General features: G+C 60.4%; 26 protein-coding genes. 10 read left to right on the top strand and 16 right to left on the bottom strand.

Annotated elements, in window-relative coordinates; all coding sequences use genetic code 11:
- Positions 1-31: 31 nt before the first annotated feature.
- A complete protein-coding gene (locus tag G3256_RS02685) occupies positions 32-964 on the bottom strand; it encodes a helix-turn-helix domain-containing protein (RefSeq protein WP_246227735.1) in 933 nt (310 codons plus the stop codon).
- 164 nt (positions 965-1,128) lie between these two features.
- On the opposite strand from G3256_RS02685, the gene G3256_RS02680 reads away from it, so the two are divergent.
- From G3256_RS02680 to G3256_RS02665, 4 genes are all read left to right on the top strand, one after another.
- Positions 1,129-1,488 carry a helix-turn-helix domain-containing protein gene (locus tag G3256_RS02680; RefSeq protein ID WP_169639370.1) on the top strand — a complete coding sequence of 120 codons (360 nt, stop codon included), beginning with the start codon at positions 1,129-1,131 and terminating at the stop codon, positions 1,486-1,488.
- 266 nt (positions 1,489-1,754) lie between these two features.
- Positions 1,755-3,440 carry an acyl-CoA dehydrogenase family protein gene (locus G3256_RS02675; RefSeq protein WP_169642293.1) on the top strand — a complete coding sequence of 562 codons (1,686 nt, stop codon included), beginning with the start codon at positions 1,755-1,757 and terminating at the stop codon, positions 3,438-3,440.
- A 232-nt stretch (positions 3,441-3,672) separates the two neighbouring features.
- Positions 3,673-4,194: a TetR/AcrR family transcriptional regulator gene (locus G3256_RS02670; RefSeq protein ID WP_169639369.1), complete on the top strand. Its 522-nt coding sequence runs from the start codon at positions 3,673-3,675 to the stop codon at positions 4,192-4,194.
- Positions 4,191-4,598, top strand: a complete 408-nt coding sequence (locus tag G3256_RS02665; RefSeq protein WP_169639368.1) for an META domain-containing protein — start codon at positions 4,191-4,193, stop codon at positions 4,596-4,598. Before G3256_RS02670 ends, G3256_RS02665 begins: the two co-directional genes overlap by 4 nt.
- Here G3256_RS02665 and recO read toward each other — a convergent pair.
- The 12 genes from recO to folK all read right to left on the bottom strand — a co-directional run bounded on the left by recO (position 4,582) and on the right by folK (position 14,176).
- Entirely contained in the window at positions 4,582-5,307 is a 726-nt protein-coding gene (recO, locus tag G3256_RS02660; RefSeq protein WP_169642292.1) for a DNA repair protein RecO, read from the bottom strand. The genes G3256_RS02665 and recO overlap by 17 nt on opposite strands.
- On the bottom strand, positions 5,307-5,636 hold the full coding sequence (locus tag G3256_RS02655; RefSeq protein ID WP_169639367.1) for a DUF1491 family protein: 330 nt from the start codon (positions 5,634-5,636) through the stop codon (positions 5,307-5,309). Before G3256_RS02655 ends, recO begins: the two co-directional genes overlap by 1 nt.
- Positions 5,637-5,701: 65 nt before the next feature.
- Positions 5,702-6,610, bottom strand: coding sequence for a GTPase Era (gene era, locus G3256_RS02650; protein WP_169639366.1), 909 nt, complete (start codon positions 6,608-6,610; stop codon positions 5,702-5,704).
- Positions 6,607-7,293 carry a ribonuclease III gene (gene rnc, locus G3256_RS02645; RefSeq protein WP_169639365.1) on the bottom strand — a complete coding sequence of 229 codons (687 nt, stop codon included), beginning with the start codon at positions 7,291-7,293 and terminating at the stop codon, positions 6,607-6,609. The genes era and rnc overlap by 4 nt, the downstream gene beginning before the upstream one ends.
- A complete protein-coding gene (gene lepB / locus G3256_RS02640; protein ID WP_169639364.1) occupies positions 7,290-8,129 on the bottom strand; it encodes a signal peptidase I in 840 nt (279 codons plus the stop codon). Before lepB ends, rnc begins: the two co-directional genes overlap by 4 nt.
- A 171-nt stretch (positions 8,130-8,300) precedes the next feature.
- Positions 8,301-8,705 (bottom strand): holo-ACP synthase, encoded by a 405-nt coding sequence (gene acpS, locus G3256_RS02635; RefSeq protein ID WP_169639363.1) that lies wholly within the window; start codon positions 8,703-8,705, stop codon positions 8,301-8,303.
- Positions 8,706-8,872: 167 nt separating this feature from the next.
- Complete coding sequence (locus G3256_RS02630) at positions 8,873-9,295, bottom strand: ABZJ_00895 family protein (protein ID WP_169639362.1); 423 nt, start codon at positions 9,293-9,295, stop codon at positions 8,873-8,875.
- Between the two features lie 128 nt (positions 9,296-9,423).
- Positions 9,424-10,173, bottom strand: coding sequence for a pyridoxine 5'-phosphate synthase (locus G3256_RS02625; protein WP_169639361.1), 750 nt, complete (start codon positions 10,171-10,173; stop codon positions 9,424-9,426).
- A 12-nt stretch (positions 10,174-10,185) separates the two neighbouring features.
- Positions 10,186-10,860: a DUF2062 domain-containing protein gene (locus tag G3256_RS02620; protein WP_169639360.1), complete on the bottom strand. Its 675-nt coding sequence runs from the start codon at positions 10,858-10,860 to the stop codon at positions 10,186-10,188.
- Positions 10,861-10,941: 81 nt separating this feature from the next.
- Positions 10,942-13,104: a RelA/SpoT family protein gene (locus G3256_RS02615; RefSeq protein WP_169639359.1), complete on the bottom strand. Its 2,163-nt coding sequence runs from the start codon at positions 13,102-13,104 to the stop codon at positions 10,942-10,944.
- 34 nt (positions 13,105-13,138) lie between these two features.
- Positions 13,139-13,492, bottom strand: a complete 354-nt coding sequence (rpoZ, locus tag G3256_RS02610) for a DNA-directed RNA polymerase subunit omega (protein WP_169639358.1) — start codon at positions 13,490-13,492, stop codon at positions 13,139-13,141.
- A gap of 42 nt (positions 13,493-13,534) precedes the next feature.
- Positions 13,535-14,176, bottom strand: coding sequence for a 2-amino-4-hydroxy-6-hydroxymethyldihydropteridine diphosphokinase (gene folK / locus G3256_RS02605; protein ID WP_343044379.1), 642 nt, complete (start codon positions 14,174-14,176; stop codon positions 13,535-13,537).
- A gap of 96 nt (positions 14,177-14,272) precedes the next feature.
- Between folK and G3256_RS02600 the strand changes: the two genes are divergently transcribed.
- From G3256_RS02600 to rnhA, 6 genes are all read left to right on the top strand, one after another.
- Positions 14,273-14,827, top strand: a complete 555-nt coding sequence (locus tag G3256_RS02600) for a LabA-like NYN domain-containing protein (RefSeq protein WP_169639357.1) — start codon at positions 14,273-14,275, stop codon at positions 14,825-14,827.
- Between the two features lie 77 nt (positions 14,828-14,904).
- On the top strand, positions 14,905-15,855 hold the full coding sequence (gene ispH / locus G3256_RS02595) for a 4-hydroxy-3-methylbut-2-enyl diphosphate reductase (protein WP_169639356.1): 951 nt from the start codon (positions 14,905-14,907) through the stop codon (positions 15,853-15,855).
- On the top strand, positions 15,852-16,103 hold the full coding sequence (locus G3256_RS02590) for a hypothetical protein (RefSeq protein ID WP_169639355.1): 252 nt from the start codon (positions 15,852-15,854) through the stop codon (positions 16,101-16,103). Before ispH ends, G3256_RS02590 begins: the two co-directional genes overlap by 4 nt.
- Positions 16,100-16,552, top strand: coding sequence for a DUF3429 domain-containing protein (locus G3256_RS02585; RefSeq protein WP_169639354.1), 453 nt, complete (start codon positions 16,100-16,102; stop codon positions 16,550-16,552). Before G3256_RS02590 ends, G3256_RS02585 begins: the two co-directional genes overlap by 4 nt.
- On the top strand, positions 16,549-17,142 hold the full coding sequence (locus tag G3256_RS02580) for a methyltransferase domain-containing protein (protein WP_169639353.1): 594 nt from the start codon (positions 16,549-16,551) through the stop codon (positions 17,140-17,142). The genes G3256_RS02585 and G3256_RS02580 overlap by 4 nt, the downstream gene beginning before the upstream one ends.
- The gene (rnhA, locus tag G3256_RS02575) at positions 17,135-17,587 is read left to right on the top strand and encodes a ribonuclease HI (protein WP_169639352.1); all 453 of its coding nucleotides are present in this window, start codon (positions 17,135-17,137) and stop codon (positions 17,585-17,587) included. Before G3256_RS02580 ends, rnhA begins: the two co-directional genes overlap by 8 nt.
- A 90-nt stretch (positions 17,588-17,677) precedes the next feature.
- Here the strand turns inward: rnhA and G3256_RS02570 are convergent, their stop codons facing one another.
- From G3256_RS02570 to G3256_RS02560, 3 genes are read right to left on the bottom strand one after another with little or no spacing between them, the layout of a single operon-like run.
- Positions 17,678-18,703, bottom strand: coding sequence for an ABC transporter substrate-binding protein (locus G3256_RS02570; protein WP_169639351.1), 1,026 nt, complete (start codon positions 18,701-18,703; stop codon positions 17,678-17,680).
- Positions 18,673-20,049, bottom strand: coding sequence for a sensor histidine kinase (locus tag G3256_RS02565; protein ID WP_169639350.1), 1,377 nt, complete (start codon positions 20,047-20,049; stop codon positions 18,673-18,675). The genes G3256_RS02570 and G3256_RS02565 overlap by 31 nt, the downstream gene beginning before the upstream one ends.
- Positions 20,046-20,714: a response regulator transcription factor gene (locus G3256_RS02560; RefSeq protein WP_169639349.1), complete on the bottom strand. Its 669-nt coding sequence runs from the start codon at positions 20,712-20,714 to the stop codon at positions 20,046-20,048. The genes G3256_RS02565 and G3256_RS02560 overlap by 4 nt, the downstream gene beginning before the upstream one ends.
- Between the last annotated feature and the right edge of the window lie 60 nt (positions 20,715-20,774).

The following is a 20,774-nucleotide window of genomic DNA, read 5'->3' as shown; positions in this document are numbered from 1 at the left end:
CTCCACAGTTCAGGATAACGCCTATACTAATCTATTCCCGCTTTGGTTGCTCGAATAATGCTTCTACCGGATGCGCAGGCATCACCAGATCTTCTGGCATGGCGTGAATTTCATCGGGACCAAGATCGTCAATGGTGATGTCAAAACACCGGTCGAGCACTGAAATCAGCGCGAAACTTCCGTCGGGAAACCGACCCGCCAGCAACAGACGCCTGTAATTCAGCGGAACTTTGGGCCCGTCCTGTTCGCGTTGCAGCTGGGTGTGGATGTGGTCGAGACGCGCATTGTGATGGTTTGCGGCATCCTCAAATGGCTCAACCATAAGGTGTGCGAACTCATCACCACCCGGCATCCCGTAAAGCGCCCGTCCGATACTGGATCTGGCCGTCGCCCATCCGTACCAGGAAACATAGGAGGCAAGATCCCCGATTTCCACGCAAATCCAACCGTTTGGAGAGTTCCGGTACACCATAAAGTAGGGCCGGACGTGTTTCATTTTCTCGCTTTCGAGGTCACCCCCGGCAAGCGCCCAGGCCCGGAAACATTCGCGCAACAGGGAGCGTTTGCTTTCCCATAATTCCCCCATAGGTTGCTGTTGCAACCAGAAATGTACATCACCCGGCAGTACGGCATGCACACGTTGCATACCGTTGTAATGACTGATGTGCCCCATCAGCCAGGAACTGCCCCGGGCGAGGATCTCGAGAGCCTCGGGCAACGCGCGGCTTCCCTCATCGGTCAGTTGGTACTGGCGGTCCTTCACAACAAAGAGCTCAACCCCCTTAAGCTCCTCCAGCAAAGAGATGTGCCGGCGCAGCGTCTGCCGCGTGCTGCCCAGTTCCCGTACCGCGTGGCTCAGGTTGAGGGTTCTGGCAAGCGTGGTAAACGACCGGATCATCTCATGCAGGAGCGCATGTGATTCGGTGCCTTTCACCGGCGTCTTGCCGGGAGGATCCGTTGGCATAACTTTGTTCATCGCACCTGATGGTAAATAAATCATCCACTAATGCAACATTTATCACCCATTACATGTAAAAATTTCAACCGAAAAATGAAAAAGGTATCCAGTTGAACGGAAGCGCGGTTCTGAGGACAACTATGGGATCACAACCAGAGGTGTTAAATAGTATGAGCCATCCAGTAGACGTTCACGTAGGTCGCAAACTGAAACAGATCCGGACCATCCGCCGTCTGTCTCAGACCGATGTTGCGAGAGAGCTTAATCTGTCGTTTCAGCAAATCCAGAAGTATGAAATCGGGTCCAACCGGATCGCGGCAAGCCGTCTTTACGAACTGTCGCGCATCCTCGATGTCCCCACCTCATATTTCTTCGAAGGCATCGAAGCATCTCCGGATGCAGTAAAAACACGCGATCCCAGCCTTGAGATTGTCAGCGCGCTCGCATCGATCCGCGATGACACGATCAAATCCCGGATCGTTACTTTTATCGAAGACGTCTCCGGCGTCACGGTTGCGCGCCAGAACTGACGCGGACCCAGCCGCTGCCCTGAAAGGTCGCGGTCTTTTAATCAGTACCGTTGTGATAAACCGGTATGTCAGGCCAGAACGGCCGGCATGTCGGTTTTTTTATGCCCGCAGTCCAAGTCCCGCGCCAAAGGATTCGGCGGCTGCGCTCAAAGATCGCCCCGAACACTGCGTAATTTTCGTGCAAAACGCCGCACCTCCTTGTATTTTTGTTGCGCTGCACCTGCGAAGGGATTAGACACCGGGCTGACACGAAGAGGATGACGATGATGCCCCATGACGGACAGGACCCGACACTGCACGCCCCCGTTTTGCCTGAAAATCTGCTCACACTGACCGGGGCGGCTCTCGATCCCGTCCTGTCTCTGCTGGATACCGCTGTGGCACGGGTGCGCGATCTGGTGACAGAGGACGGGCGCGTATCGGGCGGGCTTGTCGAGATGCATCAGACAGCGGCACATGGTCTTGCCTGGCTTGCAACCTATGCCCGCGCGCTGCAGCAGATGCACGCATGGGCACTGGGTTTGCAGTCGTTCGGGCGTTTCCGGGAAACCGAACAGCTGATTCTTTCCATCGCCTTCGGAGAGTATCTGTCGCAGATCACCGGCGGCATTCAGATGAACCAGGGCGAGATTCTCCGCCTGCGCGACCTGGGCCTCAGCGACGAGGACAGCCACATGCTCCGCGCCCCGGCCATTACAACGCTGATGCAGTGCGGCAATACTCAGGCCGCCCGCTCCCGGCTTGTTGAGCTCATGCAGGAACATTCCGCTGATGTCACCGTCGGCGCATCAGGCCTGGACGAAGAGCTGGAAATGATCCGCGACCAGTTCCGCCGGTATGCGGTGGAGAAAGTTGAGCCTTTCGCCCATGACTGGCACCTCAAAGACGAGCTTATTCCCGTTGAAGTCATCGATGAGCTGGCCGAAATGGGTGTTTTCGGTCTTACGATTCCCGAAGAGTACGGCGGATTTGGCCTGTCAAAGGCCTCCATGTGCGTCGTTTCAGAAGAGCTTTCGCGCGGCTACATCGGTGTGGGCTCGCTGGGCACTCGGTCCGAGATCGCAGCCGAGCTCATTCTGGCGGGCGGCACCGATGAACAAAAATCGAAATGGCTACCCAGACTGGCCTCGGCGGAGACGCTGCCCACGGCCGTATTCACCGAACCGAACACCGGCTCGGATCTCGGCAGCCTGCGCACCAGGGCGGTGAAGGAAGGCGAGGATTACCGCGTTACCGGCAACAAAACGTGGATCACCCATGCCACCCGGACCCAGGTCATGACACTGCTGGCCCGGACCGATCCTGACACCACGGATTACCGGGGCCTGTCCATGTTCCTCGCGGAAAAAACACCGGGTGACGAGGCTGATCCTTTCCCCACGGAGGGGATGACAGGCGGCGAGATCGAGGTGCTTGGCTATCGCGGCATGAAGGAATACGAGCTCGCCTTTGATAATTTCCACGTCAAGGGTGAGAACCTGCTCGGCGGCGAAGAAGGCAAAGGGTTCAAACAACTCATGGAAACCTTCGAATCCGCGCGGATCCAGACAGCCGCCCGTGCCATTGGCGTGGCCCAGTCGGCGCTGGATATCGCGATGCAGTATGCGCAGGACCGCAGGCAGTTCGGCAAATCGCTAATAGAATTTCCGCGCGTTTCAGGCAAACTCGCGATGATGGCCGTCGAGATCATGATCGCGCGCCAGCTGACCTATTTCTCCGCCTTTGAAAAGGACGAGGGCCGCCGCTGTGATGTCGAAGCCGGTATGGCGAAGCTTCTGGGCGCACGTGTGGCATGGGCTGCAGCCGACAACGGGTTGCAGATCCACGGCGGCAACGGTTTTGCGCTGGAGTACAAAATCAGCCGGGTGCTCTGCGATGCCCGGATCCTGAATATCTTTGAAGGGGCGGCCGAAATCCAGGCCCAGGTCATTGCGCGACGCCTGCTCGGCTGAAGCCCGGGTTCTGCGCGCAGAACGTAGTGGCCCGCCCACCCGGCGGAGAGCAGTTACAGGATCCGTTCCTGGCGGGCCTGTCGCCCAAAAACCTGTCGTCGCGAGCCGACTGGTGCCCGTTTCAGGGCACATGGGCAAAGAATTGCCTCTTCGGTATGCCAATCACCCCATATCGCGCACCTGACCCGAAACACAGCTTGATGCATCACATACCGCTGCGTATGGAAAAGGCATGAAACGCACCCGACTCAACCGAGACGCATGGATAGAAGCCGGCCTCAAAGCGCTGGTGACCGACGGACCGACAGCTCTGGCGGCAGAGCCGCTGGCACGTAAGCTGAATACCACCAAAGGCTCATTTTACTGGCATTTCCGCGATGTGCCGGATTTCCACGCAGCGGTCGTAAAAGACTGGCAGACCCGCGCCTTTGCAACGGTCGTAACGGCGCTGGCAGAAGACGGCAGCACCGAGCAGCGCCTGCGCCGCTTTGGCCGGCTCATGCTGGCCGACAGGCAGGATCCCGCACTCCGGGCCTGGGCCAGAACGGATAAATCCGTCGCCAGGGCCCTGGCCCAGGTCGACGCGGAACGGCTGACGTATCTGGCGAACCTGCTGAAACAGCTGGGGATCAAAAACCCGGAGTTTGCACAAAGCACCCTCTCAGCGATGATTGGCCTGCCGCAACTCGGCGGCAAAACCAAGCCAGCCGCTGCCTTTGATACGCTGGTTGACCTTGTGATCGCGCTGCAATGATACGCACCCGAACAACAGGCCTCGTGACGGCCCTGATGCTTCTTGCAGGCTGTTATGGCGATGAAACGGCCACGGCCTATGGTGCTGCAGGCAAAACCTGGGTACTTGAGGAGATCGGCGGCACAGCCGCAGCAGGCCGCACAACACTGCTTTTCCCCGAGCCTGGCACAATTGCCGGCGAAACTGCCTGCAACAGCTACAGCGCGTCGATGACCGTGCCCTATCCGTGGTTTGAAGCAGGCCCGGTTGCCACGACCCGCAGGGCATGTCCGGCGGACGCCACCGCGTCGGAACAGGCCTATCTGGCGAGCCTGCAGAGCATGACCCTGATAGAGGTCCTGGGCGATACGCTGATTCTGACCCGCGATGACGACACGAGCATGATTTTCAAAGCCGGCGACTGAACGCCCCGACGTAACGCGCGCGTGCCTCGGGCAGCGGTTTACCCCCCAGATCCCGTGCCAGATGCTGCTCCAGAAAATACCCCGTCGTCCGGAACGCTTCGACGATCTCCGCGTCCGGCGCATCCCCCTCTCCCCTCAGAACATCCGGCAGGGGCAGCATGCGGTCCGCCCACTCACCGGCGGCGTCGCGCGATACGGCGCGCCCGGATTTCGGTGACACATAGCACAGATCCTGGCGCTGGCCGGTAACCGCACAGCGATCAAGCTCCAGCGCATAACCGGTTTCAAGCAGCAACCTGACCTCCCAGCGCAGATAAGCAAGCGGCCAGAGATCCCCCTGACCGAGCAGATCCAGCAGCTGTTCTGTCTGCTGATAGAGTGCGGGATGCGGCTCACGCTCGGGCAGGCTGAAAGACAACAGAGACGTGACTGCGTTCAGACCGGCCAGTGCCATCCGGTCTCCCATTGCCGCCGCCGCCCGGCTGCGCACGGGCTCTGCGTGGAAACTGCCGATGTGGTCTTCCAGCCGGGCCTGCCATGTCAGATCGAGCTGCGCGCCGGGCTGCAGCACCGGCGCGGTTTTGCGGCTGGCGCCGCCGCGCACAACCCCTGCATGCCGACCGTGCGCTGGTGTAAAAACTTCAATGATTGCAGAGGCTTCACCATGCCGGCGCACGCTCAGAAGGACACCCTGGTCGCGCCATTCAATCATGCCAGTCCCGGCTCATCCAGCATGTGCCGCCCCTGCCGGTCCTCGACCTCAATGACCCACAGATCAGGATCAAATCCGCGCTGCCGCAGCACCGCTTCATCGACATCGGCTTCAGGTCCCTCGGCCAGAACCGTCCAGACCCGGTCGCCACTCATCAGATCGAAACTCCGCTGAAACAGCCGCGCCTGCCCGTCGAGTGTGTTCAGCTTCACCAGCACAGCACCGCCAGTGTCATCACCATGAACCACCACAAAAGCCGGTACATCCGAACCGCGCAGGCGCATCAGATAGGCATCCACCCAGAACCGTGCGGTCAGTCGGGCCATCTCAGCACCCCGCTCGGGCGCATTGCGGATGCGCCTGCCCGGGGCTTCCGGCGGCTGCAGGATACTCAGGTGTTGCCATCCCGGAAATCCAGCCCCATTTCCGAATAGCGTTCCGCCTCATCAAGCCAGTCCGGACGCACTTTGACCTGAAGAAAGAGGTGCACGCGGCGGCCGAGAAAGGCTTCGAGTTCCTCGCGGGAGGCTTTCGACACCGCTTTGATCGTTTCACCCTTATGGCCCAGCACGATGCCCTTATGGCCATCGCGTACCACGTAGATCAGCTGGTCGATCTTTGCCGAGCCGTCTTTGCGCTCTTCCCAGTTCTCGGTCTCTACGGTGAGCTGGTAAGGCAGCTCCTGGTGCAGGCGCAGTGTCAGCTTTTCACGCGTCATCTCAGCAGCGATCATCCGCATCGGCAGGTCGGCAATCTGGTCTTCGGGGTAAAGCCAGGGCCCCTCCGGCACCTGCTCTGCAAGCCACTGGCGCAACGCCTCCACACCATGACCGCGCTCCGCCGAGATCATGAATGTCTGTGCAAATTCATACCGCGCATTGAGTTCCTTTGAGAGCCCCAGCAGAACTTCCGCCTGAACCCGGTCGATTTTGTTGATGGCAAGCGCTACGGAACGCCCCTCGCCGATCTCCGCCAGCCGTTCCAGAATACGGCCCACACCCTCGGTCAGCCCGCGGTGCGCCTCCACCATGAGTACCACGACATCCGCATCCGCCGCACCGCTCCAGGCCGCAGCCACCATCGCCCGGTCCAGCCGGCGGCGCGGTTGAAAAAGGCCCGGCGTGTCGACAAAAACGATCTGGGCATCACCCTCCATCGCCACGCCACGGATCCGCGCCCGGGTCGTCTGTACCTTATGCGTGACAATCGACACTTTGGCCCCGACCATCCGGTTCAGCAGCGTTGATTTACCTGCATTGGGCTCCCCGATCAGGGCGACAAATCCCGCGCGCGTGGTCATGATCTGCTCTCCAGTTTTGCCAGCAATGCAGCCGCAGCAGCCTGTTCAGCCTGCCGTTTTGATCCGGCATTTGCCGCTTCGCTCTCCCCGGTGTCGAGGCGGGCGGTGATGGTAAAGACCGGCGCATGATCCGGCCCGGTCCGTGCGGTCTCGACGTATTCGGGTGGTTGCTGTTTACGCGCCTGCGCCCATTCCTGCAAAGCGGTCTTTGCATCGCGGGCGTCCTCTTCGACCTCATGCACCCGTCTGCCCCAGAGCCGCAGGATCATCTCCCGGGCCTGGTCAAACCCCGCATCAAGGTACACGGCCGCAATCACGGCCTCGATCGCATCCCCCAGAAGCGCCTGTTTTCGCCGCCCGCCGGAGAGCATTTCCGAGCGCCCCAGCCGCAGCACCGCCCCGAGATTGATCTCACGCGCCACATCCGCACAGGTTTCTTTGCGCACCAGGGCGTTGAACCGCGGTGCAAGCTGGCCTTCGCTGGCTTTGTCGTCGGTTGCGAGCAGCGCCTCGGCCATCACCAGCCCCAGCACCCGGTCACCGAGAAACTCCAGCCGCTGGTTGTCATCCCGGTTTGCCGTTGAAACGGATGCGTGGGTAACCGCCTCAACAAGCAGTTCCGGGCGCGCGAACTCGTAACCCAGCCGGTCCTGAAAGGACTTCAGCTCGCCCGCGAGTTTCACTCAACAGCCTTAAAAAACCGGTCGCCGCGCCAGGTCCAGACAAAAAGCATAGACCGCCCGGCCGAGGAAAACATGATGCGATCAGCCCGCCCGATCAGGTTTTCATAGGGCACAAAGCCGACCCCCTGAACGCGCTGTGACAACCGGCTGTCAGCGGAATTATCGCGGTTGTCACCGATAAAGAAGTAATGCCCTTCAGGCACCGTATAGATGCTGGTGCGGTCAGACCCCTGCGAGGCGATATCGAGCACTGCATACTGCCTGCCGCCGGGCAGCGTTTCGATTGCACGCGCCTTGCGGCACTCTCCGCCATCGCCCACCGGACCGTTCATGCAGCGCGGGCGCCGCCCTTCCGGCCCCTGCGGCGCCATTTCCTCGACAAAGGTGCCATCGGGCTCCTGGGGCACCTCTGCGCCGTTCAGCCACAGAACCCCGTCACGCATCTGGATCGTATCGCCGGGCTTGCCGATGAGGCGCTTGATATAATCCCGGCCCGACACCGGATGGCGAAAGACTACGACGTCTCCGCGTTCCGGCTCGCCTCCCCATATGCGGGTGTTTTCACCATCCAGGAAGCCACAGATATCCTGCGCATCCACGTCAATACCAAAGCGCGGCATATAAAGGCTGGGGCAGGATGCATAGGAGTAGCCATAGGCCACCTTGTTCACAAACAGGAAATCACCGACGAGCAGTGTTTCTTTCATGGAACCTGACGGAATCCAGAACGGCTGAAAGAACAGCGTCCGGAAGACACCTGCGATCAGCAGCGCATAAACAACTGTCTTCACGGTCTCGACGAATGCATTCGGCGATTTTGCGTCTTTTTCGGCCATGTGGCGGTTATCCCGTTTGGTTTGGGCGGTAATGCGAAGGCGCGGAGGGGAAGTCAAGGTGCGCCGGCGCAAGCTTGCGTGCCCCGTATGTCCCTGCGGGGACAAATGCCTTTGCTGTGCAGCATCACAGGCGGTGCCCGCCGGCAGCTTTCTGCTCCCGCAACCGGCGCGTCACTCTTTAGCGGGCAGGGCTTCGATGACGACAAAAGCCTGCGCCCAGGGGTGATCATCGGTAAGTGTCACGTGGATCACGGCCTCAAATCCCGGGGGTGTCATTGCGTCAAGCCGGTCGCGCGCCCATCCGGTCACGTGCATCACAGGCTGGCCCGTGCGCAGGTTGCTGACCGCCATGTCTTTCCAGGAAATGCCCATTGCAAGACCGGTCCCAAGTGCTTTGGAACACGCCTCTTTCGCCGCCCACCGTTTGGCATAGGTGCCTGCCACGTCTTTGCGCCGTTCAGCCTTGCGCTGCTCCGTTTCTGTAAACACCCGGTTGCGGAAACGGTCTCCGAACCGGTCCAGCGTGCCCTGGATCCGGTCAATGTTTGCAAGGTCTGTGCCGATCCCGAGGATCATCGCGCCGCTCCTGTCCCGCTGCCGGGCACCGCGTTTATGCGACATCTTCCCGGGCTGCGACCGTGGTAGCCTATTGAAAGCGTGGCGACAATCGGCGCGCGTGGGGCTGTTTCCGGCCTCACCTGGTCATGTGAGTCACGCGGGCCCGGGCGTCAGGCGTGCCGCAATCAGCGGGCGGGCCGGTCAAGCACCAGTTTAAGCCCGGCCTCGTAACTGAACCTCAGCACTATGCAACTCACCCCCGCAAGAATGACAATCGACAGGCCGAACACCAGCGGTTCAATCTCGCGCAGTCCGTCGGCATGCCCTGTCTCCAGCAAAAGAGAAAGCGCGTAAAACGCGTCAACAATCAGCGCCGTAATCGCGGTCATGCTGAGCGCGGCAAGCCAGATCAGCTGCCGGCCCGGCCAGGCCTTTCTGGTGCGGGCATAATTCTGCCCCTCCAGCAATGCCGCAATCACGACAGCGGCGCCCGCGACGGGCAACATGCTGGTGCGGCTGCCCGTCAGGGTCGCGACACCCTGAACGATGACGGATGCCGAGAGAAGCATCGCCATAGCTGTTACAATGAACCAAAACGGTCGGAACATAAAATCAATACCCTGGAGAAACATGTTTTACGCAACTTAAAGCTGAAATGTGGCAAGACTGTGTCCTGATACATTCTGTGTCACATCCGGTTGCCCCGCTTCGATTATTTGCGGGGTGCACGTGCCCGTCAGGCCCGTGCTTCATCCATCAGACGTCGCATTTCCGCGATGGCAGGCTGCAGCCCGCGAAAGATTGATTCCCCGATGAGAAAGTGCCCGATATTGAGCTCCATGACCTCCGGAAAAGCAGCCACCGGAGAGACGGTTTCATAGTTCAGACCGTGCCCTGCGTGTACTTCAAGCCCAAGCCCGTGTGCGAATTCCGCCATTTCGCCGAGATCGGCGAGTTCCTTTTTCACCGTCTCCGCGTCGCCCTCAGCATGGGCGTCGCAATAGGCACCTGTATGCAGCTCTATGACCTGCGCGCCAATACGGTGCGCGGCTTCGATCTGTCGTTTATCGGCTGCGATGAAAATGGAGACGCGGCATCCTGCATCCCGCAGCGGCGCGATAAAATGCGCAAGACGGTTCTCTTCACGAGCGACTTCAAGACCACCCTCGGTTGTACGCTCCTCGCGCTTCTCCGGTACGATACAGACTGCATGAGGCTGGTGGCGCAGGGCAATCTGCTGCATCTCGGAGGTTGCGGCCATCTCAAAATTGAGCGGAACCGTCAGAACGTCCATCAGCCCTTCGATGTCCGCGTCAGAGATATGCCGGCGGTCTTCGCGCAGGTGCGCGGTGATGCCGTCCGCCCCGGCCTCCTGTGCAATCCGTGCGGCACGCAGCGGGTCGGGATAGTCACCGCCACGTGCATTCCGCACCGTGGCCACGTGGTCGATGTTTACGCCAAGGCGCAGTTTTTTCGTGTCAGACATGGTGTCCTCCATCTATTCCCCGGCAGAATGTTGTTCGGCCTTGCGCTTGGCTTCCGCTTTGGCTGCGGCTTTTGCCTTTATCTCGCTCAGCTTCTGTTTGATCATCCCTTTGCGGCGTTTCTGATATACGCGGATGACAGGCACCGACAGATAGTAACAAAGCGTCGCAAAGAAAATACCCGGCAGGACACCGCCCACCATATAGGGAAAAAAGATCTCGTCGTAGAAAACACCCAGACGCGACCAGTCAGCGGTGGCATCGGTGAAAATCGCCATAAAGTTGTCTTTCAGATCCGCACCGGCATCCACGAACTTTCCACCGAAAGACCGCTGGACACTTTCGTCCATCTTACCGCCCAGAAGCCAGTGCCCGGTGGACAGTGCGGCAACACCGATCGGCACATAGGTCAGCGGATTGCCAAAAAAAGTGGACATCAGAGAGGCAATCACATTGCCGCGCATCACGGTCGCCAGCCCGGCCGCGATAAAGAAGTGAAATCCGTAAAACGGCGTGAAAGACGCAAATACCCCCGCCCAGATGCCCCTGGCAATCCGCTCGGGGCTGTCCGGCAGTCGCCGCATCCGGTGTTTGACATAGTGAAAGGCCCGTGCCCAACCGCCGCGCGGCCACAGAAATTCAAGCACAGCACGGGGCCAGCTTTTGGGAACTCTGCGTTTGAAGACCAAGAAGTTGTCCTTGTTTGAGCGGTCCGGAATCCGGATCATTTCACCGTTAGATTATGACAACCCGATGGCCCGGATGGGACATCAGGCAGGAGATTCGCCCGTAGGCTGCGACATGTTGCGCGCGCGGGACACCGCCGCAACATCGCTCTCAGCCTCGAGCGTCAGCATCAGAGAATGCAGATGCGCGACATCTCTGAGTTCCACATAGATCAGAAGACGGTAAAAGTCAGGTTTCCTGTCGATAAATTGCAGGTCAGAAATATTTGCACGGGTTTCGCCGATCAGCGTGCAGATACGCCCCAGGGTGCCTGCGTCGTTATTCAGCGTGACCTCAAGCGTCGCGCCATAGACCGCCGGGTGGCTGCCATCGTGCCAGTGCAGATCAAGCCAGCGCTCTGGCTGATCTTCGTATGCGCCGAGCCGGTCGCAGTCGATGGCATGCACGACCACGCCGCGCCCGCGAAACGTAATGCCGACAATCCGCTCGCCTGGCAGCGGCTGGCAACAGAACGCGCGCTCAAATGACTGGCCCGGTGACAGGCCGATCACCGCGCGGCGCACGTCAACTTTCTCACCCGGTTTCGGAACAAGATCAGGGTAGACCGACTGCACCACTTCGCGCCCGGTTATCTCGGCACTGCCCAGACGCGCCATAAGATCATCGCGGTCTTTCAGGCGCATGTTGCGCGCTGCCGTCGACAGCGCCTTGTCGGTGGCTTTGCGGCCCACATGCTCAAACGCTGAACGGGCCAGTTCACGGCCCAGTTTCACAAACCGCGCGCGATCTTCTTCACGCAGCGATTTGCGGATCGCAGACCGTGCCTTGCCGGTTGTTGCAATATCGAGCCACGTGGCCTGCGGGCTCTGCCCCTCGGCGGTGATGATCTCAACAGACTGTCCGTTTTTCAGCCGCGTCCAGAGCGGCACGCGCATATGGTCTACCTTGGCCCCGACACAGGCCATGCCGATCCGGGTGTGAATGGCAAAAGCGAAATCAATCGGCGTGGCCCCGCGCGGCAGTTTCACCACCTCGCCCTTGGGTGTGAAGCAAAAGACCTGGTCGGAATACATCTCGAGCTTGACCGCTTCGAGAAAGTCTTCGTGATCCTCTTCGGCGTCAAACTGTTCGGTCAGCGTGGTGATCCAGCGCGCCGGATCCACCGCAAAGGGGTTCTGCGAGCGCACACCGTCGCGATAAGACCAGTGCGCTGCCACACCTGTTTCGGCCACGTCGTGCATCTGGACGGTACGGATCTGAACTTCGACACGTTTGCCGTCCCGCCCGGAAACGGTGGTGTGGATCGACCGGTATCCGTTGGTTTTTGGCTGGCTGATGTAATCTTTGAAGCGGCCCGGCACAGCACGCCAGCGCTGATGAATGGCCCCGAGCGTGCGGTAGCAGTCTTCTTCGCTGCCGGTGATGATCCGGAAGCCGTAAATGTCCGACAGGCGGCTGAAGCTCTGGTCTTTTTCCTGCATCTTGCGCCAGATCGAATAGGGTTTTTTCGCGCGGCCCAGAACTTCCGCTTCGACGCCCGCCTTATTCAGTTCCAGACGCATATCGCCGGTGATCCGCTGGATCACATCGCCTGCTTCGCGCTGCAGGTTGATGAACCGCCGGATGATCGAGGCACGTCCGTCCGGATTGAGCACACGAAACGCCAGATCCTCAAGCTCCTCGCGCATCCACTGCATACCCATGCGCCCGGCGAGCGGGGCAAAGATATCCATGGTCTCACGCGCTTTCTGGGCCTGTTTATCCTGACGCATCGCCTTGATGGTGCGCATATTGTGCAGACGGTCGGCCAGCTTGACCAGAATGACCCGAAGATCCTTGGACATCGCCATAAAGAGCTTGCGGAAGTTCTCGGCCTGTTTGGTCTCGGTGGAATTGAGCTGCAGGTTCGTCAGCTTGGTGACACCGTCCACGAGCCCTGCCACTTCCGGGCCAAAGAGCTTTTCGACCTCGGAATAGGATGCTTTGGTGTCCTCGATCGTGTCATGCAGCAGTGCGGTTATGATTGTTGCATCATCCAGCTGCTGCTGGGTCAGGATCGCGGCGACCGCGACAGGGTGGCTGAAATAAGGCTCGCCCGAATGCCGGACCTGCCCCGCATGCATATCGCGCCCGTAGTCATATGCAGCACGGATCTGCCTGGCGTTTGTCTTCGGATTGTACTTTCTGACCAGAGCGATGAGATCATCCGCTGAAATGCCGAGATCTTCATCCGCTGTGATCGTCATCCCGTCCGCCCTTCAGGCCGGGGAGGAGCTGGTATCAGCCCTGCCCCTGTGCGGCCATAAGCTGGCGCAGCAGCATCTCTTCGGACATGCTGTCTTCTTCCGGCTTGTCCTGCTCGGCGCCCATAAGAAGCGCCATTGCGTCTTCTTCCGGCTCATCAACCTCGATCTGGTTCTGATTGCTCTCGATCAGACGCTCGCGCAGCTCTTCGGCGCTCTGTGTCTCATCGGCAATCTCACGCAGGGACACGACGGGGTTCTTGTCGTTGTCGCGGTTCACGGTGATTGCAGCGCCTGAGGAAATCTCACGGGCACGATGCGCAGCCAGCATAACCAGTTCAAAACGGTTCGGGACTTTATCGACGCAATCTTCAACGGTGACGCGGGCCATGGAGCTCTCCAGCGGATATAAGGTGTATCAGAAGTGCGTTATCTAGGCGCCTTTTTGCGGTTTTACAAGCGCAGAATGCAGCTTTTGCACCTCGTCAAGAGCGCCTTGCGGCAGGCCCGCGCACATCTCGGATACGCTGCGGCCGGAGACCGGATGCACCCAGTCCGGCGCCACATCGCAAAGCGGGACCAGCACAAAGGCACGCTCCTGCATCCTCGGATGTGGCAGGATCAGCGTCTCAGGAACCCGTTTCATCTGGTCTTCAAGCGTCAGATCGCGCCATTCTTCATGGGTCTCGGGGTCCGGCAGCACCAGATCACCTGCCGCGATCAGATCGAGATCAAGTCCGCGCGCACTCCACCTTACGTTGCGCTCGCGACCGGCATCGGCCTCAATCGCATGCAGCGCGGACAGAACCTCCCCCGGGCTGAGAGCGGTTTCGGCCGCAAGAGCCGCATTCACAAAATCGGGGCCGCTGCCCGCGGGAAAGGCCGGAGTGCGGTAAAGACCGCTCAGTGCGCGAATCACTCCGATCTTACTTCCCACCTGCGACACGGCCCTTTGCAGGGTTTCCCTCGGGTCACCCCAGGCCGAGGGACGGTTTGACCCAAGGGCAACCAGGACAACTGACCGGATTTGAGGCAGGTTTTCGCTTATTTTTGAGGGCCTGCTCTCTTGCGACACCTGGAAAAAACCTTATTTTGCGCGTCCGACGGATGCTTAATTAATACGCACAATGAAAATCAAAGTACCAGCATCCTCCTCACGGAAGGACTGACAATGTTTTATAAGGACGAGCGGCTCGCTCTGTTCATAGACGGCTCGAATCTCTACGCGGCCGCGAAAGCGCTTGGCTTTGACATCGATTACAAACTTCTGCGGCAGGAATTTATGCGCCGCGGCAAACTGCTCCGGGCTTTTTATTACACCGCTTTGCTTGAGAACGACGAATACTCTCCGATCCGCCCGCTGGTGGACTGGCTCAACTATAACGGCTTTTCGATGGTCACCAAACCCGCCAAAGAATACACCGACAGCATGGGCCGCCGCAAGGTGAAGGGGAACATGGATATCGAACTCACCGTCGATGCCATGGAACTTGCCCCGCGGATCGATCACATCGTTCTGTTCTCCGGCGACGGCGATTTCCGCCCGCTTGTGGAAAGCCTGCAACGCTCAGGTGTCCGGGTCTCGGTGGTCTCGACCATCCGCAGCCAGCCGCCGATGATTTCGGACGATCTGCGCCGCCAGGCCGACAATTTCATTGAGCTTGATGAACTCAAAGATGTGATCGGCCGCCCGCCGCGCGAATTTGCCGACGCAAACGAGGCCTGAGACGCCTGACATGACGCTGATGACTGGACGCTGAGCGGTCAAAGCCTTACCTCTGGCTCAACGAACCGGAGAACGCCATGACCAGACCGCCTCTGACCCTTTATCTGGCAGCGCCCCGCGGATTTTGCGCGGGCGTGGATCGTGCGATCCGTATTGTTGAGATGGCGCTGGAGAAATGGGGTGCACCGGTCTACGTGCGCCACGAAATCGTGCACAACAAATACGTGGTGGACGGGCTGCGCGACAAGGGCGCCGTTTTCGTTGAAGAGCTTGCCGAATGTCCCGATGACCGGCCGGTGATCTTTTCCGCCCACGGGGTGCCGAAATCCGTGCCGCAGGCCGCTGAGAAGCGCGAGATGATCTATGTCGATGCCACCTGTCCGCTGGTCAGCAAGGTGCATATCGAAGCACAGCGCCATGCCGATAACGGTCTGCAGATGATCATGATCGGCCATGCGGGCCATCCCGAAACCGTCGGTACCATGGGCCAGCTGCCCGAGGGCGATGTGCTGCTTGTGGAAACCCCGGCGGATGTTGCGACCGTCGATGTGCGCGATCCTGATCGCCTCGCCTATGTCACACAGACGACGCTGAGTGTGGATGACACCGCCGATGTGGTCGCGGCGCTGCAGACGCGGTTCCCCGCGATCGTCGGCCCGCACAAGGAAGACATCTGTTATGCCACGACCAACCGTCAGGAAGCGGTGAAGGCGATGGCGCCGAAATGCGATGCCATGCTGGTGGTCGGTGCGCCGAACTCTTCGAACTCAAAACGCCTTGTAGAGGTCGGCGCGCGCGCGGGCTGCGGCTATGCGCAACTTGTACAGCGCGCAGATGATATCGACTGGCGCGCGCTGGACGGGATCACCAGTATCGGCATCACCGCCGGGGCCTCGGCCCCCGAAGTGCTGATCAACGAAGTCATTGCAGCTTTCGGGGAGCGCTATGACGTCACCCGGGAAATGGTCGAAACCGCGGTGGAGAACGTCGAGTTCAAAGTCCCCCGCGTGCTGCGGGAACCAGCATGAGCGACCAGGTGTTTCCTGAGGTCGGCAACATACCCGGCAATCTCAACACGATGCAGCGGCGGAACGGGGCGCAGATAATTTTGGATATACCCGCCAGTGTCCCCCGGGCTTCCGGGATGCCCGAACACAGGTCGCGCGCCGACGCAATGACACCGAAGCGCTACCGCATAGAGCCGGGCAGAGCCCGCATGGACGGACGCTCTGACACCTGCGAGGCCCGCGCCGAACGCGAGGTGGCCGACCTGTGACCCGTATTCCGGCGGCACCGCTGATCCTGGGCCTTGCGGGGCTCATTCCCTTTGTCTGGGGCGCTGCCACCTATCTGAGTGACCCGCTGGCGCAATGGGGTGCCACCTATCTGGGCCCGCGCTTTATCGGGCCTTATGTGCAGCTCTTTTACGGCTCGGTGATCCTCTCTTTTATGTCCGGCGTGCTCTGGGGGTTTTCAACCCGAGCCGAAGGCGCGCAGGCCGCAACCGGATACACGCTCTCTGTGATCCCGGCACTCTGGGCCTTTTTCATGACCGGTGGCGGGCCTGTCGCTGCGGGCACCAACCTGATTTTCGGGTTTACCGGACTGCTGATCCTTGATTACGCATTCTGGAGATGGGGTCTGACGCCGCCCTGGTGGATGTCGCTGCGGGTTCTTCTGACAGCGATTGTCGTGGCCTCGCTCTGCACGGGGGTTTTCCTGTGAGCGACAAAGAAACCCTGTCGGTCTATGCGGCCCGCGCTGATGAGTATTCAGCACTTGCCGATGCCGATACGCAGAGCAACCCGGCACTTGCGGCATTTATCGCCGCGCTGCCGGATGGGGCTGACGTGCTTGATCTGGGCAGTGGCCCCGGGGCCGCCGCGGCGGCCATGGCGCGCGCGGGTCTGCGGGCAACGGCATGGGATCCGGTGGCTGAGATGGTCACGCTTGCCGCCCGGAACGAGGGCGTTGCGGCTGAGCAGAAAGGCTTTGACGATCTGACCGGCACCGCCTGCTATGACGGCATCTGGGCCAGTTTCTCATTGTTGCACGCCCCGCGCGAGGCTTTTCCGCGGTATCTGGCTGCTATCGCCCGCGCGCTCAGACCCGGCGGCGTATTTCACATCGGCATGAAAACCGGCACCGGCAGCAAACGCGACGGGATCGGCCGGCTCTACACCTATTACACCACCAAAGAGCTGAGCGGCCTTCTTGCAGCGGCGGGATTTACTGTGTCAGACGTCACGACCGGAGAAGATGCCGGCCTTGATGGCGTGATTGCCCCCTGGGTGAGGATCATCGCCCGTGCCTGAGCTTTACGCCTATACCGACGGCGCCTGTTCGGGGAATCCCGGGCCAGGCGGCTGGGGCGCGCTGCTGCGCGCGATGGACGGGGACACCGTCGTCAAAGAGCGCGAGCTTAAGGGTGGCGAGCCGCAGACCACCAACAACCGTATGGAACTGCTTGCGGCAATTAACGCGCTGGAATCGCTCAGCCGCGCCAGCGAGATCACCATCGTGACAGACAGCAATTACGTGAAAAACGGCATCACGGCCTGGATCCACGGCTGGAAAAAGAACGGCTGGAAAAATGCGGCGAAAAAGCCTGTCGCGAATGCTGAGCTCTGGCAGCGTCTGGATGAGGCCAACAGCCGTCACCGCGTGACCTGGGAATGGGTGAAGGGCCACGCCGGCCACCCTGAAAACGAACGTGCAGACGAACTGGCGCGTGCCGGGATGGCACCGTTTAAAAAGTAATCTGCCTGCGCTTTCAGGTGACATCCCGCTGTTGAGCAGCCGGGTGCCTGACCGAACAACCGTGAGCCTTGGATGCTCCCGGAACTCTCGTCAGTCCTGTTCGACAGAACTGACCCAGCTGCGCAGGAACGTGTCGCGTCGCATCCGGTCCAGAAACACCAGCAGTCCCGGACCGAGCCGGATCGGTCGTACAACGGCTGCATCCGCATCGCTTTCGTCAAGATCCACAGGCGGCAGGCCGGACTGTGCTGCGAGCTCAGGCCGGGACCGCATTCCCGCCAGAAAATCAATCATCCGGCCGGCCTCTTCGGTGGCGACGGCAGCCTGTGGGATCAGTGCGGTGCGCAGCATCACGGAGACGAAATCCTCCATTTCAATGATCCGGATGCCCGGTGTGTCGGAAAGCCGCGCCCGGGCATAAGAGCCCAGGACGTTATAGGCCAGCGCAAGCTCACCCCGGGCGACAGCGGCGATCATATCGCCTGAACAGCAGTAAAGCCGCGTGTTAAGGCGCCCCATAATCTCGGTGAGCTGCCAGAAACTTTCGGTATTGCGAGAATCCTGCGTGGCAAACAGATAGCCCAGTCCTGAAATGCGCACATCATAGGTGCCGATGCGCCCGTCAAAGAGTTCCGGATTGCCGCGCAGCAGGGCAATCAGACCCTCGCGGTTGCGCGGCAGTTCAAGCCCCGCGAGGGCGGCTTCGTTGATCACCAGCACTGCCGGCTCCTGGGTAAAAGCAAATACACGGTCGCGCCAGCGCGCCCACCCCGGCAGACGCGCGGTGGCCTCCGACCGGTATGCGCGCGCCAGCCCGTCATTGGCCAGTTTGGTCTGCAGGTCCATCGCGGAGGAAATGGCCAGATCATAGGCGGCGCCCTCGCGGTAAAGGGCGGTCATCACCTGAGCCGAAGAGGCCACATCATAGGTGATGCTGAGCCCCGGGTTCTCGCTCTGAAACGCGCGGATGATCGGGTCAAAAACCTCGCTGTCAGCGGTCGAGAGAATGCGCAGGTCTTTGTCGCCACCGGGATAACGGTGGCTCTCCTCAATCTCAAACGCGCCCGCAGCCGTCATCCGGACGATCAGCAGGAGGGCAAGACAAGCGTGACGCATGCACCGGCTCCCTTCGGATTATCCGCGATCCTGAGCGAGCCGCCATGGGCGCGCGCCACATCAGCCACAATGGTCAGCCCGAGGCCCGAACCAACCACATCGCTCACGTTGGAGCCGCGTGAAAAACGGTCGGGCAGCCGTGTGATGTCTGCCGCAGCAAACCCGCGACCCTGATCGCAGAAAATCAGACGACAGGGATTTCCGGGTTCCAGCCGCACGGTGATATCTGTTTCTGCCGCAGAGTATTTGATCGCATTGTCGAGAATATTGCGCACCGCATTCTGCAACAGTATCGGATCGCCCATGACCCTTATCCGCCGCGGGGGCAGTTCGAGGCGGATGGTGATGTCTTTCAGCTCCGCGGTCGGCGCCAGCCGCGCGACGACATCGCGCAAAAGGTCGGCCGGATCGGTCTCTTCAGTCTCCAGCTGATCTGAGCGCAGCGTCACCATCGCATGATCCAGAAGCTGCCCCGCCGAGCGCGAACTTTCGTCAACGGCCCGGATCATCTGGCGCAATGCGGCGCGGTTTGCAGGCTTCTCCACCTGCAGATGCATGACTTCTGCCTGAGTGCGGACAGTGGCCAGCGGCGTACGCACCCGGTGCGCGGCTTCGACGATCAGATCCTCTGACCGGGTCAGGGCGGCCCCGAGGCGCTGCATGAAACTGTTCAGCCCGGCGACCAGAGGCACCAGTTCTTCGGGGGTCTCGTCGGTCACCGGACGCAGGTCTTTGGGGCCACGGCGCGCCATCGTTTCCGCCAGCCTGTTGAGCGGTTTCAGAGCGTTCTGGGCGGCAAGCGCACTGAGAGCAGTCGCCACCAGGAAAAACGCAACTCCGATGGCGGTGGCCGTGCCGGTGATCCGCGCTGAGATCACTTCAAGGCCGAGCCGGGTCTGTGCCACGACAACCTCGACCCGGCGGGGCTGGCTCGCGCCCGACAATGCCCGGCCGATCACCACCGAGCGCAGGCTGTCGCCACGATACGTATAGGTATCAAAGAGCGGGGCGCGCGGGCCGGCGCGTCCCGAAGGCACCGGCAGATCATCATATCCGGTGAGCGTTTCACCATCGACAATGACCCGGTAAAACACCCTGTCCTCTGAAACAGTGCCCAGCATCGACAGCGCGGAATAGGGTATCTCGACCCGCACCGCTCCGTCATCAGAGTAAACCGCATCAGCGATCGATGCCGCCGATGCCGCAAGGATGCTGTCCTGGGTCTGTTCGGTTGCGTTGCCCGCGACCCCCCGTACGGTCAGAAAGAACGCGACCGACAGCAAGGCCGCAACCAGCGCCAGCTGCACCACAAGCCGGCGCCGGATTGACGGAAGCTGTGCGTTCATTCGCGGCGCACCATCCGGTACCCCAGCCCCCGCACCGTCTCGATGGTGGCCTCTGAAGGGGCGAGTTTTCGGCGCAGCCTGCCGACATATACCTCAATGGCGTTTTCGGAGACGTCGTCGGAGAAAGAAAACAACCTGTCCATCAGATGCGATTTTGAAAAGACCTGACCCGGAGCTGCGAAAAACACTTCCAGCAACCGGGTCTCGCGGTTGCGCAGCTGTTCCGAGCACCCGGCGGCGGAAATCATCCCTGTTGTCGAATCAAAGGACAGACCGGCGAACTCACGCGTATTGGCTGCAGCCCCGCCCAGACGGCGCAATACGGCTCTCACCCGGGCCTCCAGTTCGGTGTAATCAAATGGTTTGGTGATGTAATCATCCGCGCCCAGATCAAGCAGTCCCACCCTGTCCGACACCTCAGACCGCGCCGTGAGCACGATCACGGGCGTGGGGTTATCAGCCGCCCGGTGACGTTTAAGAAAGCTGCGCCCGTCGCCGTCAGGCAGCATAATATCCAGTAAAATCAGATCGTAATCGGTTGTTCTGGTTGCCAGCTCCGCGTCAGTCAGACAATCCGCATGGTCAACTACGTGTCCGGCAAGCGCAAACCGGCCCGCAAGCGCTGCGGCCAGATCGGCGTTGTCTTCTACCAGCAGGTATCTCATGGGCGCGGTGTTCTTCCGGCGTGACAGGTTGGTGTCAGGTTCTTACAGTCTGATGACCAC

It is taken from the genome of Roseobacter ponti (assembly GCF_012932215.1).
Lineage (GTDB): Bacteria > Pseudomonadota > Alphaproteobacteria > Rhodobacterales > Rhodobacteraceae > Roseobacter > Roseobacter ponti.
Note: the sequence above shows the minus strand (reverse complement) of the source record. Positions and strands in the feature narration are given on the sequence as shown.

Excerpts from the sequence above, each read along its gene's own strand:
- G3256_RS02685 (WP_246227735.1), bottom strand. The coding sequence starts at position 964 with ATGCCAACGGATCCTCCCGGCAAGACGCCGGTGAAAGGCACCGAATCA.
- G3256_RS02680 (WP_169639370.1), top strand. The coding sequence starts at position 1,129 with ATGAGCCATCCAGTAGACGTTCACGTAGGTCGCAAACTGAAACAGATC.
- G3256_RS02675 (WP_169642293.1), top strand. The coding sequence starts at position 1,755 with ATGCCCCATGACGGACAGGACCCGACACTGCACGCCCCCGTTTTGCCT.
- G3256_RS02670 (WP_169639369.1), top strand. The coding sequence starts at position 3,673 with ATGAAACGCACCCGACTCAACCGAGACGCATGGATAGAAGCCGGCCTC.
- G3256_RS02665 (WP_169639368.1), top strand. The coding sequence starts at position 4,191 with ATGATACGCACCCGAACAACAGGCCTCGTGACGGCCCTGATGCTTCTT.
- G3256_RS02655 (WP_169639367.1), bottom strand. The coding sequence starts at position 5,636 with ATGGCCCGACTGACCGCACGGTTCTGGGTGGATGCCTATCTGATGCGC.
- era (WP_169639366.1), bottom strand. The coding sequence starts at position 6,610 with ATGACCACGCGCGCGGGATTTGTCGCCCTGATCGGGGAGCCCAATGCA.
- lepB (WP_169639364.1), bottom strand. The coding sequence starts at position 8,129 with ATGGCCGAAAAAGACGCAAAATCGCCGAATGCATTCGTCGAGACCGTG.
- acpS (WP_169639363.1), bottom strand. The coding sequence starts at position 8,705 with ATGATCCTCGGGATCGGCACAGACCTTGCAAACATTGACCGGATCCAG.
- G3256_RS02630 (WP_169639362.1), bottom strand. The coding sequence starts at position 9,295 with ATGTTCCGACCGTTTTGGTTCATTGTAACAGCTATGGCGATGCTTCTC.
- G3256_RS02625 (WP_169639361.1), bottom strand. The coding sequence starts at position 10,173 with ATGTCTGACACGAAAAAACTGCGCCTTGGCGTAAACATCGACCACGTG.
- G3256_RS02615 (WP_169639359.1), bottom strand. The coding sequence starts at position 13,104 with ATGACGATCACAGCGGATGAAGATCTCGGCATTTCAGCGGATGATCTC.
- rpoZ (WP_169639358.1), bottom strand. The coding sequence starts at position 13,492 with ATGGCCCGCGTCACCGTTGAAGATTGCGTCGATAAAGTCCCGAACCGT.
- G3256_RS02600 (WP_169639357.1), top strand. The coding sequence starts at position 14,273 with ATGTTTTATAAGGACGAGCGGCTCGCTCTGTTCATAGACGGCTCGAAT.
- ispH (WP_169639356.1), top strand. The coding sequence starts at position 14,905 with ATGACCAGACCGCCTCTGACCCTTTATCTGGCAGCGCCCCGCGGATTT.
- G3256_RS02590 (WP_169639355.1), top strand. The coding sequence starts at position 15,852 with ATGAGCGACCAGGTGTTTCCTGAGGTCGGCAACATACCCGGCAATCTC.
- G3256_RS02570 (WP_169639351.1), bottom strand. The coding sequence starts at position 18,703 with ATGCGTCACGCTTGTCTTGCCCTCCTGCTGATCGTCCGGATGACGGCT.
- G3256_RS02565 (WP_169639350.1), bottom strand. The coding sequence starts at position 20,049 with ATGAACGCACAGCTTCCGTCAATCCGGCGCCGGCTTGTGGTGCAGCTG.
- G3256_RS02560 (WP_169639349.1), bottom strand. The coding sequence starts at position 20,714 with ATGAGATACCTGCTGGTAGAAGACAACGCCGATCTGGCCGCAGCGCTT.